The 14,841-nt window shown below is 49.2% G+C and carries 13 protein-coding genes and 1 riboswitch; of the genes, 11 read left to right on the top strand and 2 right to left on the bottom strand.

What is annotated here, in order from left to right:
- The first annotated feature begins 445 nt into the window (after window positions 1-445).
- The 6 genes from CXF70_RS13450 (at window position 446) to CXF70_RS13425 (ending at window position 8,020) form a co-directional block, all read left to right on the top strand.
- Window positions 446-2,725, top strand: a complete 2,280-nt coding sequence (locus CXF70_RS13450; protein ID WP_101803103.1) for an excinuclease ABC subunit UvrA — start codon at window positions 446-448, stop codon at window positions 2,723-2,725.
- Between the two features lie 115 nt (window positions 2,726-2,840).
- Window positions 2,841-2,932, top strand: a riboswitch (cyclic di-GMP riboswitch).
- Between the two features lie 45 nt (window positions 2,933-2,977).
- A complete protein-coding gene (locus CXF70_RS13445; RefSeq protein WP_084242840.1) occupies window positions 2,978-3,859 on the top strand; it encodes an amidase in 882 nt (293 codons plus the stop codon).
- A gap of 172 nt (window positions 3,860-4,031) precedes the next feature.
- Window positions 4,032-5,198: a response regulator transcription factor gene (locus CXF70_RS13440; protein ID WP_101803102.1), complete on the top strand. Its 1,167-nt coding sequence runs from the start codon at window positions 4,032-4,034 to the stop codon at window positions 5,196-5,198.
- On the top strand, window positions 5,195-6,247 hold the full coding sequence (locus tag CXF70_RS13435; protein WP_145990733.1) for a HEAT repeat domain-containing protein: 1,053 nt from the start codon (window positions 5,195-5,197) through the stop codon (window positions 6,245-6,247). The genes CXF70_RS13440 and CXF70_RS13435 overlap by 4 nt, the downstream gene beginning before the upstream one ends.
- Window positions 6,247-7,644, top strand: a complete 1,398-nt coding sequence (locus CXF70_RS13430; RefSeq protein ID WP_101803101.1) for a glycosyltransferase family 2 protein — start codon at window positions 6,247-6,249, stop codon at window positions 7,642-7,644. The genes CXF70_RS13435 and CXF70_RS13430 overlap by 1 nt, the downstream gene beginning before the upstream one ends.
- A gap of 19 nt (window positions 7,645-7,663) precedes the next feature.
- On the top strand, window positions 7,664-8,020 hold the full coding sequence (locus CXF70_RS13425) for a response regulator transcription factor (RefSeq protein ID WP_084242837.1): 357 nt from the start codon (window positions 7,664-7,666) through the stop codon (window positions 8,018-8,020).
- A gap of 382 nt (window positions 8,021-8,402) precedes the next feature.
- Here CXF70_RS13425 and CXF70_RS13420 read toward each other — a convergent pair whose 3' ends face one another.
- On the bottom strand, window positions 8,403-11,258 hold the full coding sequence (locus tag CXF70_RS13420; RefSeq protein WP_101803100.1) for a hybrid sensor histidine kinase/response regulator: 2,856 nt from the start codon (window positions 11,256-11,258) through the stop codon (window positions 8,403-8,405).
- Window positions 11,259-11,438: 180 nt separating this feature from the next.
- On the opposite strand from CXF70_RS13420, the gene CXF70_RS13415 reads away from it, so the two are divergent.
- Entirely contained in the window at window positions 11,439-11,903 is a 465-nt protein-coding gene (locus tag CXF70_RS13415) for a GNAT family N-acetyltransferase (protein ID WP_101803099.1), read from the top strand.
- Window positions 11,904-12,197: 294 nt separating this feature from the next.
- Complete coding sequence (locus CXF70_RS13410) at window positions 12,198-12,854, top strand: Type 1 glutamine amidotransferase-like domain-containing protein (protein ID WP_199172839.1); 657 nt, start codon at window positions 12,198-12,200, stop codon at window positions 12,852-12,854.
- Window positions 12,855-12,916: 62 nt separating this feature from the next.
- On the opposite strand, the gene CXF70_RS18390 is transcribed toward CXF70_RS13410, so the two are convergent.
- Window positions 12,917-13,093: a hypothetical protein gene (locus tag CXF70_RS18390; protein ID WP_199172838.1), complete on the bottom strand. Its 177-nt coding sequence runs from the start codon at window positions 13,091-13,093 to the stop codon at window positions 12,917-12,919.
- Window positions 13,094-13,282: 189 nt separating this feature from the next.
- Here CXF70_RS18390 and CXF70_RS13405 point away from each other — a divergent pair, with 189 nt between their 5' ends.
- The 3 genes from CXF70_RS13405 to CXF70_RS13400 are packed head-to-tail and all read left to right on the top strand — an operon-like array spanning window position 13,283 to window position 14,762.
- Window positions 13,283-13,792, top strand: coding sequence for a YfiT family bacillithiol transferase (locus CXF70_RS13405; RefSeq protein ID WP_101803097.1), 510 nt, complete (start codon window positions 13,283-13,285; stop codon window positions 13,790-13,792).
- A 6-nt stretch (window positions 13,793-13,798) separates the two neighbouring features.
- Window positions 13,799-13,945, top strand: coding sequence for a hypothetical protein (locus CXF70_RS18225; protein ID WP_158241199.1), 147 nt, complete (start codon window positions 13,799-13,801; stop codon window positions 13,943-13,945).
- Between the two features lie 7 nt (window positions 13,946-13,952).
- Complete coding sequence (locus CXF70_RS13400; RefSeq protein ID WP_101803096.1) at window positions 13,953-14,762, top strand: TspO/MBR family protein; 810 nt, start codon at window positions 13,953-13,955, stop codon at window positions 14,760-14,762.
- Window positions 14,763-14,841: the final 79 nt, after the last annotated feature.

The raw sequence follows: 14,841 nt of genomic DNA, 5'->3' as shown, positions 1-14,841 counted from the left end.
CTTTCCGTAAGGCGTAGCCTCCACAATGACGAAATCAATAAAAAAACTGGTCAAAATACAATTTTTCATTTAAATAAAGCCCAATTAACCAGTGGGGTTGTGGAAATTGGTTGCTAAAGCTTGCCGCGGATAAATCGCGTTTAGGCGCGGATAAAACAGCTCTAGCCGCGGATAAATGCCTGCTAGGCGCGGATAAACAGCCCGCAGCCGCGGATAAACGTCGCCCAGCCGCGGATAACCCAATTTTCAGCCAATCCTCCTCCTAAAAAAGCCCAAATAATTCAGCTCCCCCACCAAAACCGCCTCAGAAATCCGCAAAATCAGCTGGCTCACACAATTGTTTATTCCTTCAGCAATAAACAATTGTGTGAGACCCACCAAAACAGGGAACTCATGTATTTAGTGGGTCATTCCCCTGAGTTGATTGAAAAAGGAGAAATTCACCATGGCAGAAAAAAGAGATGAAATCATCCTGAGAGGGCTGCAGGAAAATAATTTGAAGAATATCGATTTGAATATACCGAAAGAAAAGATAAATGTGTTCACCGGCTTGTCGGGTTCAGGAAAAAGTTCGGTTGTCTTCGATACGTTGGCGACTGAAAGCAGAAGACAGATGACGCTGAACTATCCGCTTTACATCAGGCATCAGATGCCGAGGTATGAGCGGCCACACGCCGACTTGATGCAGCATCTCAGTCCGGTGGTCGTTGTGGAGCAGAAACCGGTGAGAGGAAATTCCCGCTCGACTGTCGGCACGTATATGGATATCGACCCGTTGATCCGATTGCTGTTTTCACGGATCGGCAGCCCGCCGCTCGGTTCAGCGACTGAGTTTTCGAGTGACTCATCGTTCGGCAAATGCCCGGAATGCAGCGGCTTCGGAGAAATTGTTGCGCCTGATATCCACAAGCTCATCGATCACACGAAGTCGCTCCGGGACTCCGCGGTGCGCTTTAAGCCGCTGGCGCCGCCCGGCTGGCAAGGCAGATGGATGGTGGACGGCGGATTGTTCGACCCCGATCTCCCCATCAAAGATTTCACGGAAGAAAAATACAATATGCTGGTCTACGGTCCGCCGGAAGGCGAGCGGGCATTCAGCAAGTATTATTACAAAGTGGGCAATCGGGACATCGAATGGGACGGCCTCCTTCCCCGGTTTATTCGCCTGTACATTAACCGGGACCTCACGAAATTGAAAATCGTATCCCAGGAAGACGTGCTGGCGATGACTGCGCGTACGCCGTGCCCGACCTGTGAAGGTTCCGGATTGAATCCGAAAGTGCTGGAATGCAAAATCAACGGGTTGAATATCGCGCAATATGACCGGCTGGAAATGACGGATTTGCTGGATGAGCTGGCGAAAATAAAAGATCCGGTTGGCACATCGATTGCGCAGCAAGTATATCCGAGTGTCAAACAGCTGGTCGACCTGGGGCTTGGCTATTTGAGTCTGGCGCGAAAAGTGGGCACCCTGTCCGGCGGCGAAGCGCAGCGCGTGAAAATTGCCCGTCACTTGGGCAGCAGCCTGAATAACATCACCTATATTTTCGACGAACCGAGTGCGGGACTGCATCCGGAAGAAATCGAGAAGCTGACGCATATGCTCAAAAGTTTGCGGGACAATTACAATACCGTGGTCGTCATCGAACACAATCTGGCGGTCATCAAGACGGCGGATGAAATCATCGAAATGGGCCCAGGCGCTGGCGCGACCGGTGGTGAAGTGGTCTATCAGGGTGCGCAGGCAGGCTTGCAGAAAGCGTCCGCCATCACCGATTTGGATCATAAAGTTACTGTCAATAAAACACCGCGACAGGCAGAAAGCAGTTTTTCAATCCAAAATGCGTCAGCTAATAATTTGAAAGATGTCAGTGTGGATATTCCGAAAAACGTTCTGGTGTCGGTATGCGGCGTTTCCGGTTCCGGCAAGAGCTCGTTGATGTTCGGAGCCTTTGCCGACAATTATCCTGAAACCATTTCGGTGGGCCAGGGCAGCATCGGAACATCCAGCCGTTCGACACTTGCCACTTATATGGGAATCATGGATGACATCCGGTCGATTCTGGCCAAAGAGACGGGGCAGCCCGTGGGCTTGTTCAGCTTTAATTCGCTTGGAGCCTGTCCAGTCTGCGAAGGAAAAGGCGTCACCACGCCGGATGTGGCTTTTGCGGATCCCGTGACCGTCACCTGCGAAGCCTGCAGAGGCACGCGCTATTCAGATGAAGCGCTGTCCCATCGCCATTTGGGCAAAAATATCGTCGAGATTCTGGAACTGTCGATCGACGAAACCAACGAATACTTGAAAATGCCGAAAATCGTCAAGAAAGTGGATACGTTGAAGGATGTAGGATTGGGCTACCTGACACTTGGCCAAACGACAAGTTCGTTAAGCGGCGGCGAAGTGCAGCGCCTCAAACTCGCGAGCCACCTGAAAAAAGAAGGGCAAATCTATTTGCTGGATGAACCGTCATTGGGTCTGCATACAAAAGACAATGCCCATCTATTGGCCGTATTCCAGGGGCTCGTCGATAAAGGCAATTCAGTCATCCTCATCGAGCACAATCTGAACTTCATCGCCGCGAGCGACTGGGTCATTGAAATGGGCCCAGGCGGAGGGAAGAAAGGCGGCGAAGTCCTGTTTGAAGGCACACCGGAAGCGATGCTGGAGGCGGAAACGCTGACTGCGAAGTGGCTGAGGGATGGTGTGAAGGGCAGTTTTGATTGATTGCAATAATCGGCACCGCAAAATGAAAATTTGCAGCTTTTTGATTTGCTCCGCATTAATGGTTCAAAAGTCTATAGATATATGCCATTTAAATACAGTAAGATAAGAAATAATAATCTGAAAAAGGCAAACTTATCCGAAAGGTAAGGACGCAAAGCTATGAGCCTACCCACCGCTCTTCCGGTGCACGGTTGTCAGGTTGCCAGGCACACATTCTGTGAGCCGCGGCCTACAGAATGGAGGAAATTAAATATGGGTAAAAAAGTGGTGATCATGTTCGTGGTATTTTTCTCATTGATGGCATTCAGCGCACAGGGGCAGGCCCAAGCAAGTGAAGCACCCGAGCAGGCTTTGGCTACATGGCTGTGGAATCCTTGGATGTTCGTTCAGGATGAAGCGGGCACATTGGCGTTCATCGAAAGCAAACAAGTGAACAAAGTTTATGTCCAGGTCGACCCGGACATTTCAAAAGCGGCTTACGGCAGCTTCATCGCCCAAGCACAAGCGAAAGGCATCGCCGTTTACGCGCTTGACGGAGCCCCTTCATGGGTGGCGCCGAAAGGCTATATCAATCAAGACCGTTTTCTGGCATGGGTGACTGATTATCAGGCAACGGCTGCACAAAATGCGAAATTCGCCGGCGTCCATTTGGACGTGGAACCATATCTGTACAGCGGCTGGACATCAAATCAGTCGGCAACGATCAAATCGTTCCAGACACTCATTAAAAGAGCCGGCACGAGCACCGCGAAACTGGGCATTCCGCTCGAAGCCGATATGCCGTTCTGGTTTGATGAAATCAAATACAAGAACACATTCGGCAGAGGGCTGTTGGCAGAGTGGATCATCGGCAATACGGCGGGTGTAACGATCATGGCTTACCGTGATTCGGCGCCAATGATCATCGACATCGTCAAAAACGAAATGGCGATGGCCCAGCGCCTTGGGAAAAGCGTTGTTGTCGGAGTTGAAACCGGCGTGACCGATGAAGGCAGCATCATCACGTTTGCGGAAGAAGGCGAAGCCTTCATGAACCAGGAGCTAGCGAAAGTCACTGCGCATTACGCCGGCAATCCCGCCTATAAAGGGAATGCCGTGCACCATGTCGGCAGCTGGCTGACGTTGCGGCCATAACATGCAGGACACTTTGATGGCGGACATCAAAGTGTCTTTTTATTTGGAATGTATTTTAATGACAAATTACTATATCAGAGATAGTATTTAATAGTATATTTATGACCATATGCTATGCCTATGTATAGTATAATGACTACTATCCAGAAATTGCTAAAGAAGGTGGATCAGCATGGCTTCGACAAAATACAAGACAATGCTTGCCAATAGAATGGAACAGGAATTTTCCAGGTGGCAGACGCAGCAGCACGTTCAGGAACGGGATGTATACCGTTTTTTACATACAATGAAAGGCACGGCCGGCACAATCGGGCTGATGGATCTTTCCGTGTTCAGCGGAAATCAGCTGGAGTTTTATTCGGAAGACAGCACAGCGTTAGTGCCGCTCCAAACATTAACAGCACTTATGGAGACATTTACAGCCTTTTTCACCTCAGACGAACCGGTGTTGGCAGCAGCCGTGAGCTCTTCTGATAATGCGGCGCCCAAAGAATCGTTTGTTCTGGTGATAGATGCGGACGCGAACTTTGCAGCTGCCGTTAAAGAAACTTTGGAAGCACAAGGTGTTTCGGTCGTTATTGCGCTTGATGGCAAGAAAGGGCTGGAATTTTTCAATACACTTCTGCCACAGATGGTCATTGTGGACCGCAATCTGCCCGATGCCGATGGCTTTGACCTCGTAACCCAGATTCATGAAGCGGCCAAAACCCGCTTTCTTCCGATCGCCGTCATCAGCGCGGACGACCGGATTGAGAGCCGGATACAGGCGATGGAGATTGGCGCCACTGATTTTATTGCCAAACCTGTCGATATGGACTTTTTAACGGCTTATGTCCGTAACCGCCTGCGCAGCCAGGATGCGATTTCTCAAGGGACGCTTTACGACGGATTGACCGCAGCGGCCCAAATCATCCACGAAAAGGATGAAAAGGAGCTCAAGCGCAACTTGAACATCATCATTGTCGACGATGATTCCCTTGTGCGCAAACTGATCACGAAGCAATTTGCCGGATGGAAACCGGAAGAATTCGATCTTCACATAGCAGAATACCCTGAAGGCGCCAGTTTCGTGGAATCGGATTGGTATAAACCGGAAGAAAATTATATGATCCTGCTCGACGGTGTCATGCCGAAAATGGATGGCCTCGAAGTCTTGAATCATGTTCGCAGCCGGTACCCTCATGACAATATCATCATTTCCATGCTGACTTCCCGCAACAATGAAGCCGACATTGTCCTGGCGCTGAAAAGCGGCGCAGATGATTATATCGTCAAACCGTTCTATGCCCAGGAAGTGGTGGCGCGCGTCCAGCGGCTCACTAAGAGGATGTTCAAATGAGCCTGATTTTCTATTTGATCCTCAGCATCTCCCTGCTCGCCGGCCAGCTCATCCTGTTGCTCGCATTAGCCTTGCGCAAGCAGCGGCTGTCGGCTAAAGAAGAAGCGATCACCCAGCAATATGAAGCGTTGATCGACGTGTTCAGTTCCTATATGCTGGACCCTTCCGATGACCGGTTCATCCAGGAAATCCGCAGCAATCCGCATAAAATCGTTGTTCTGGAACGTTTGCTGAACGGCTATGTTTCAGTGACAAAAGGCGGCGTCGCTTCTCCGCTGGTCAAAGGATTGTCGGAAGAGTTCCTGTCGGCGCATTACGCTAAACAGCTGTCGCGCAAAAATTGGGCGCTGCGAATGAATACGCTGTACTATATTGAAGATTTTCGTATGGAGTCCTTGAAGCCTGTGCTGAAAGAAAAACTTGATAAGAGCACTCAGCTGGACCTGGAAACCCAGCAGCTGATCCGCACCTTGGCCTCTTTGGACGAAACGGCCACCATCCCTGCATTGGCGCGGTATCCCGACGCACCGGTCCGGTTGTACACCGATGTGTTCAAACGGCTCGATGAAAGTACACGATTGAAAGAATTGGATGCCGCATTGCGGAATGAAAAGACCAATAGCGCATTGAAGCATGCGGCCATTTCCTATATTGGCCTGGCGGGTTTGACTTCATTCCTTCCGTATCTTGAAAATGAATTGCGGGTTCAGGAAGGCGAAATGCGCATCCAATCATTGAAAGCCATCCTTAATATGCAATACCTTTCCGATCCCGGCTTATTGCTGCCGTTCCTCGAGTCATCGTCCTGGCCCGAGCGGATGTATGCTTCCCGCATAGCCGGCAGGCTGCAATTGTCCAGATTCAAAGAAACGCTCAGCACGCTGCTCGGCGATCCGGTTTGGTGGGTCCGCTATTCGGCAGCAGAAGCGCTGGTGCAGTTTTCAGATGGCGATATCCTGCTGTCCCACTTGTCCGCCAATCATCCAGACCGCTTTGCCCGCGATATGGCGTCCCAGTGGAAAGCGTCTCTTTTAGGAAGTGAAACCTGATGCAAACCTTTTTTCAATTTACAGCCTATATTGTTATCGCTTATATGCTTTTTTCAAGTCTGAGTTACCTGGGCTTTTTCATGCTGGCATTCAGAAAGGTGAAGAGAGAGGATCAGCTCGACAAAACGGAGTCCACTGAAGACCTGATCGGCAACTTGAACACGTATCCCGTCTCCATCATTGTTCCTGCCTATAACGAAGAAGTGGGGGTGACCAGCACGGTCCGGTCATTGCTGGCACTGGAATATCCTGAAAAAGAGATCATTGTCGTTGACGACGGGTCGAAAGATAAAACATCTGAGCGCATGATCGAAGAATTCCAGATGAAGCAAATTCCGTTCGCTGTCCGCATGCATATCGAAACGGCTGAAGTCGAAGCCATCTATCAATCGTCCATTTTTCCGTATATCCGCTTGATCAGGAAAGCGAACGGAGGGAAAGCGGATGCCTTGAATGCGGGCATCAATCTGTCCTCCTATCCTTATTTCTGCGCAATCGACGGAGATTCCATCGTCGAAAACGACGGACTCCTGAAAACCATGAAACCCATCATCGAATCGGATGGCCAAATCATAGTGACGGGCGGTTCTGTCCGCATTGCCAACGGCTCCACCATTTCGCGGAGCAAAGTGGAAGCGATCGATTTGCCGAAAAGCCCGGTTGTGCTCATGCAAATCGTGGAGTATTTCCGCGCATTCCTGATCGGCCGGCTCGCATTGAGCCATTTGAATATCCTGCTCATCATTTCTGGCGCTTTTGGTGTCTTTAATAAAGAACGCGTCATTCAAGCGGGCGGATACAATAAAAACACAGTCGGCGAAGATATGGAACTGGTCGTCAGGCTGCACCGGCTGCTCCGTGAAGAAAAGTCGAAGCAGCGGATCGAATATGTTCCGGATCCCGTGTGCTGGACCGAAGCACCAGAATCGCTGGACGTTCTGCGATCGCAGCGGATCCGCTGGCAGCGCGGATTATTTGAAACGCTGTGGTCTCACCGGAAGATGATGCTGAATCCGAAATACGGTTCTGTCGGACTTTTTTCCATGCCATACTTTCTGTTTGTGGAGCTTCTCGGAGCGGTATTCGAGTTTGTCGGCTATTTCCTGATTTTCGGCGGCTTCTTCTTTTCACTCATCGATCCCTATACAGCAGGCATCCTCTTTTTAGTGACGATTTTTTATGGCTCACTCATTTCAGCACTGGCCGTGCTATTGGAGGAATTGACGCTCCATAAATATCCGAAAGCTTCCCACTTGCTGCGTCTTTATTTCTGGGCGCTGACCGAAACGTTCTGGTACCGACCGCTTATGGTCCTGTGGAGAGTCCAGGGAATCTTCGCCGCGTTCCGCAAAAAAGCCCATTGGGGCGATATGAAACGCAAAGGGATCTCATCTTAGTTTTAGGAGGCACATATAAATGAAAAAAATATTAGTGGCAGATGACGAAGATATTCTTCGCATCCTGATTGCCGATACGCTCGAAGACGATTTTGACATCGAAGAAGCGGAAGACGGGCGTGAGGCGCTTGAAAAGATTCGGGAGAACGAGTACGACTTGATCATCCTGGATTACATGATGCCTTACCTGACCGGCCTCGAGGTGCTGGAGCAAGTCCGGAATGACCAGATCGACACGCAGGTCCTGATGCTGACGGCCAAAGCGCAAGACGCAGACCGTGAAAATGCAATGCGGAAAGGGGCGAATCATTTCATGTCCAAGCCCTTCAGCCCGATGGAATTGTTGGAGCTGGTGGAGAAGATAGTCGCTTCATAGTGAAAAAACGAACAGACCCGGAGAGGGTCTGTTCGTTTTTGGTTGGTGGAGAAACTTTAATTTCTATAATCATTCCGTTTTAGCCGGATGCTTTCCGCAGGGAGCGGCCTGAGCCTCCTCATCGCTTCGCTCTTGCGGGGTCTCAGGACTCGCTCTTACTCCTGCAGGAAAGACATTGACCGAAGCTTGCAAGGTCAAGTCTTTGCGACGAAGCTAGCGCAGCGATGCAGGAGCACGTGTTTTGCAAGCCCCCCAGGCGAGCGAAGCTGTTTTGCGGAATATCGATTCCTTACTTTTCTTTCTCAACATGCTAAAAAAAACGAACAGCCCCTAACAGGCCTGTTCGTTTTTTAGTGTATTTAAAAACTCTCTCCCATCCCATTCACTCTGACACAGCTTCTTTCTCAGGATAGAAGATGACGCCGTCCTGGTGCTGGTCGTTCAGCAGTTTTTTCATTAATTTCGAAAGATCGACAGATGCGTAAGGCTTGGTCAAGTAATGGTTGATCTGGGTGAACTTCTGTTCATCCGAAACCGGATCCAAGGCGGACGAAATGACAATCGGGATATCTTTCGTATCCGAATCTTTCTTCATCATGTCGACCAGATCCCAGCCGGTCAGTTCCTCGCCGAGCATGATATCGACCACCGCGCCGACAAGCCGTGACCGTTTGGCTTCGTTAAACGCTTCTTCCACACTCGTGTGATAGATCACTTTGAATCCGTTCAGCTTCAGTTCCTCAGACAGCAGCAACGCAAGGCTGATGTCGTCTTCGACGATCATCACCAGCGGATTGCCTTCTGCACCTTCGGGATAGACGTATTCGGTCGTTTCAGACAGCAGCGGCAATTCAAAGTGGACCGATGTGCCAAGCCCTTCCTGCGACTCTATCCAAATACGCCCGTCGTGTTTTCCGATGATTTCCTGGCAGATGGCAAGGCCGAGGCCTGTTCCGCCGATTTTCCGGCGTGAGCTGTTATCGATGCGCTGGAATTTGGAGAATAACTTCGGAATATCTTCAGTCGGAATGCCGATTCCTTCATCTTTTACCGACACATGAAGGTTTTTGGAGTCATTCTTCAGGGAAATCGTCACATTGCCGCCCATCGGTGAGAACTTAATGGCATTGCCGATAACATTCATCAAAACCTGTGCCAGGCGTTCGCGATCACCTTCGATGACGACATCGGACGCATCATCGATGATGATGATCGGGTGGGTCGATTGCGTCCGGAATTTCTCAGCCGTCTCGATGATCATCTCGCTCATCGACAATTTGCCCATGCGGTAGACCTGATTGCCGGATTCCATGCGCTGCAGATCCAAAAAGTCATTGATCAGGTTGGTCAATCGTTTGGCTTCTTTATAGATCGTTTTCAGGTAGCGTTCCTGTTTTTCGGGCTTAAGCTGTTTGTTCAGCAGGAGCTCGGTAAAGCCGAGGACACTCGACAGCGGTGTCCGCAGTTCATGGCTCACAGTGCTGACCAGTTCGGATTTCATCTTGTCGACTTCGCGTTCCCGCGTAACGTCCCGGTGCACGAAAATCGTTCCCGTTTTCTCTTTGTCGACCACGACCGATGTGCTGTAAACGTCGATTACGCGTTCATCCGGGTCTTTGACGGTGTATTGGAAACTGCTCGAAACCACCTTTTTTTCATCGATGCATTTATGCAGGAATTTCAGCATCGCTTCAGGATCGGTTGTCTGTTCAGCCATATAGCGGGTCCAGACTTCCGCTTCCACATTTGCATCAAGCGGAATATCGCCGCAATCCAGTATGTTGCACATGGTTTTATTGTGCTGTACCATATTGCCATTTTTCGAAATGAACTGGATTCCTTCGTTAATGTTGTTGATGATGCGTTCGTTCAACGTCCGTTCATGGATGGCGGCGTCATAGAGCTGAATGCGATCGATCGCCAAATGGATGCGGTTCAGCAGCCCGCTGATATCGAGCTCTTCTTCTTTCGAGAAAGTCCGTCCTACACGCGACAGTCCGATCAGCGCGATATTTTCCTGTTCTGTGTTTTTCACAGAAGCGTACAAATCGCTCACATATACCGATTCCAGCGCGATCCCTTGTTCATGCATAGCTTCCCGTTTGGTGGTGAACGATTCGCGGTCTTTCAGCCGTTCCAACAGGTAAGGTGTCCGCTCTTCCCGGAATTGCATGAACATGCTTTCCGTAAATCCTTCCAATGCGAATTCCCCTGACTCAGGCAGCCATAGCACCCCGCTGTCAATTTCGTAGGTATCAATAAAATACTGGAGTGTAGCGTTGGCCAATTTCTGCTTATCCAAGGTGAACGACAGGATGTGATTCAGATCATTGAAGCGAATCAGCTGCTCTTTGGTCTTCTCTGTTTCTTCCAGCGATTCTTCCAGCTTCGTCTGTTTTTCCTGGAGTTCGCTTTCATTCAGCAGCAGCGCCTGGTTCTGCGCAGTCAGTTCTTCCTGATTCCCGCGGATAGTCTGGATCATATTATGGAAAGTCCTCGATAAAATACCAAGCTCGTCAGAACGCTCAAGCGGCTTATAAGCGACATCTTCGCCGCCCACAAAGCCTTCAATCGATTCGCGCATGCCTTCCAGCGGTTTCACAATATCGTTCAATGCGCGCAAAATAATAAATGCGACAATGAGGAACAGCAGGAGAAAGAGCAGCATCAGCGCAAAGGAAAAGTTCTGGCTTTCGCTTAACAGGCTTTGGTTCAATTGCTCGAGGCTTCTTTCAGATGCCCGCTCATAATTTTCGGCAAAAGCGATGAATGAGTTGACCTCCGAGTTGGTGCCGCTGCGTGAAATCTCCCGCACCAGCGCATAATCATCCGCTCGCACCGCTGCAATCGACCTCGGCAGCGATTCGCTTTCATAACTTCCCAGGAACTCGCTCAATTCTGCAATCGGCTGCCGCTCATCCTCCGACAACGACAAGGTATTCATCCGTGCGATCAGGCTCTTCAGATTGTCGAGTTCCGCAAAGGCAATTTCCAGATCCTGCTCATACTTGAAAGAGTAAAACCCCCTGACCCGGAAAAACAGCTCATTCACCGAGTCGGACAGCTCTTTCACCATCTCCTGTTTCTCCCTGAGTTCCGTGTATTCGGCCCGGTGTTCGTCTTGCTGCTTGTTCATGAAAAAATAAATTCCCGCGACCACTATCGAACAGATGATCAATGATGAAATGGTCAGTCGTAAATATTTACGCCGTATCCCTTTTTCTGCTGGCTTGCGCATGCATGTGCCTCCTGAATGCTATTTACTTTAATCCCGATTTTTGGATTTATAGTATTTATATTGTAATCGAATTTACAGGATTATGCTTTTTATTTTATTGTGCATTATAATCAATTCAATAGATAGAAGAGGCTTGGGGAGAGGCAGCAGTGAATCCATCAGGCAGAGGAGGGAAGGGAAATGGCGGATTTTCAAATATGTCGTTATGAATCTTCATACGCCGAGGAAGCGGTGGCGATGTGGCGGGACAGCAAAGAAGAGGCGATCGGGCAAAAAGAAATCCATCCTTTCGACAGCCACATCCATTTCTTGAATCATATTCTTCCGCAGGATTACGAAATTTATCTGGCACTCGAAAACGGCCTCGTCGTCGGCATCACCGTCTTCAACGCGGAGGAGCTCAATCAGCTCTATGTAGCCAATGACCAGCAAGGAAAAGGGATTGAAGCGGCATTATTGAAGCTGGCCAAGGAGCATTCGGGCGGCAGCCTGTTCCTGTATACCTTTGAAACGAATAAAAACGCGCAACGCTTTTACGAGAAGCACGGTTTCGTCGAAGTCGGACGGGGATATGAGAATGAAGAGAATTTGCCGGATATTAAATACGAGTGGCGGCGTGATTTTGAGGTGCTGGGTGCTGAGTGATCATAGAATCGTCTGAATGATCATAGAATCTCCTGAGTGATCATAGAATCGAATAAGTGATCATAGAATCCTATAAGTGATCATAGAATCCAATAAGTGATCATAGAACCGCCAAACCTGCTCATAGAACCGCCGCGTGCACGATGAGTTCCATAAAAGAAGGCTTGCGTGACTTTATTTCGAAGAAAAAGTTGAGAAACAGCCGCAAAACGCAGAGTTTTCTGAGCAGGAAGATTAAAAACAGGTTTAAAGTTAGGTAAAGAAGCGGAATAATGTGATTTGCAGGAGGCAGACATGAAGATTCATTATTATTTAGGCTGGTTCACCGAATACTTTCCGGTGAAACTGGAGAAATCGTTGAAGGAAGATATAATGGAACGAAAATCGCTGGTGATGATCAGTTCGATGCCGGCAGCTGATGATAACATTGGAACTACGGAGCGCTCGTGGCTCAATCACGCCGACATTAAATTTGATGAATATCACCTGATTAATTATCGCGTCCAAAAAGAACACGCCCAATCGCTGATTCAAAACGCTTCCGCCATTTTCCTGCTGGGCGGTGATACGGTTGAGCAGAATGCCTTTATAAAGGAATATGGCTTGGCGGACGCAATCCGGCAAAGCGATGCCGTCGTATTAGGGGCGAGCGCCGGTGCGATCAATATGTCGGCGAAGTGGCTGTGCTCGCGAAACTTTGGCTATGATGTCGAGGAAAGCAATTTATATGAAGGAATCGGGTTAGGCAATTTCTCGGTCCTGTCCCATTTCGATCTTGAAAATAATATGGAAATGGTCCGAAGCGAACTGGCTCTTTTATCGGAAGAACTGCCTGTCTACGCGTCGAATAAAGATTGCGCACTGCGGGTAAAGGGAGATCATCTCGACATTTTAGGTGATGTCTATTTGATTGCCCGTTCTGAAATTAAGAAATTGGATGAGACGCTTTGATCGTAAGTGAATATGTTGAAAAAAATAGGACCTGCCGGATCGGCGGGTCTTATTTCTGAAAATCAAAATGAAATGCTCTTGTTGGAATCAGTCGGCTTGTACATGATCATCGCGCTGAAGAAGAAAATCGGCGTGGCGAATTTGATGTCGATGACTTCTACTGGCGTGCTTTCCAAAAATTCGTTCACTTTGCGGTCCATCCCTGTTTCGCTCCAGGCATAAATTGTTTTTACTCTCATATTGAACGGCTCCTTTAAAACGTGTTGTTTTATTCTACGGGCAGGAATGGTTTTGGTTTCGTCATACAAGGTTTTATTTGGAGTGGAGCTAAGGGCTCGGACTGCGAGTTTACAAAATCTGGCGGCATTGGTATATTGAGCGTGAACAGGAGAGTCGCCAAATACGAATTAGGGAAAGAGGTTGGAAAAATGGATGCGAAATTTCCTATTGGACCATTGCAGGTTCCTGACGACGTGAAAGCTGAACATATCCAGGAATGGCTCGAAAAAATCGGCAGTTATTCGATGCGGCTGCGGGAAGCGGTCGACGGATTGGATGACGAACAATTGGAGAAGAAGTACCGGGAAGGCAGTTGGACGGTGCGGCAGCTTGTGCATCATATTGCGGATTCGCAGCTCAATATGTATCAGCGCCTGAAGCTGGCGGTGACGGATGATAATCCGACGGTGCCCGCGTTCGACCAGGAAAAATGGGCGGCGCTTCCGGACAATGATTTGCCGGTCGAAAGTTCGATCCGGATGCTCGAAGGGCTGAACGAAAGGATCGTTTCGCTGGGGCAGCGCCTGCCGGAAGAGTTTCTGGACCGCGTCTTCACCCATGAAGTGAACGGGGAGATTACAGTCGCGACGAAGCTTGCGAAACTGTGCTGGCACGAAGAACATCATTTGGCGCATATCAAGACTGCGTTGGAGAAATAAAATCGAATGACAAAACCGCCGACGGGAGTGATTCCGTTCGGCGGTTTTGATTTGGCATTATTTCTCAAAAACCCGTTTCGCTTCCCGGTCAATTCGGGAAGACATAAAGAAGAGCAAGTTACATGGCACGGCAACGATCCACGGAAAGGATGAATCCATAATGGATGACAACGCATTAAAGAAAACGAAAATCTTCACGATTGTGAATCTGGTGATTTATTTCCTGACGCTTGGCGTCAATTACCTCGGATCTTCGGGATTTTTCAACGGACAGAGCCAGGCGGACATCTCCGACCAGTACATGACGCTGATTTCGCCGGCGCCGTTCACGTTTTCGATTTGGGGCGTCATTTACACGTTGATGCTGATCACTTTGGTCTACCTGTTCATCAAACGGAAAGATGCGCGGATCAGCAAACTGGTTTTATTGATTTCACCATGGTTTATCCTGCTGTCGCTGTTCAATATGAGCTGGATCGTGGCCTTCTCGTATGAGCGCTTGGGCATTTCCACGATTTTGATCATCGGCATGCTGTTCTCGCTGCTCCTCATCATCGGGAAAATCTATACGCATCGTTTTGAAGTTCCGTCAACACTGGCAGGACTCAGTTTTACGCTCTACTGCGCATGGGTGACCATCGCGACCGTCGTCAATACGTCGCTGCTGTTGGTGCAGCTGGACTGGGGCGGTTTCGGCATTTCCTATTCGGTGTGGACGCTGATCATCTTGGCGATTGCCGTCGCATTCGTGCTGATCTATATCTCCAAGTATAAAAATGCGGCCTACCCGCTTCCATTGGCGTGGGCGTTCTTCGGCATCTACGGTTCGTATAACAGCGGGCGCGTCGATCCCGAGTTAGCGACTACTATTCAATGGTTCCTGATTGCCGGCATCGTGATCTTATTGATCGCAGCCGTTTGGCGATTCATCAAGAACGGCAATGCCCTTTTCCAGCAGCGCACGAGTTAAATGCGTCATGACAATAAAATCTGCAAACCTTGCCACGCCGGATGCATCTGCATTCAGGGCGTGGTTTTTTATTTTTGGC

This window comes from Planomicrobium sp. MB-3u-38 (assembly GCF_002836425.1).
Classification (GTDB): domain Bacteria; phylum Bacillota; class Bacilli; order Bacillales_A; family Planococcaceae; genus Planococcus; species Planococcus okeanokoites.
Note: the sequence above shows the minus strand (reverse complement) of the source record. Positions and strands in the feature narration are given on the sequence as shown.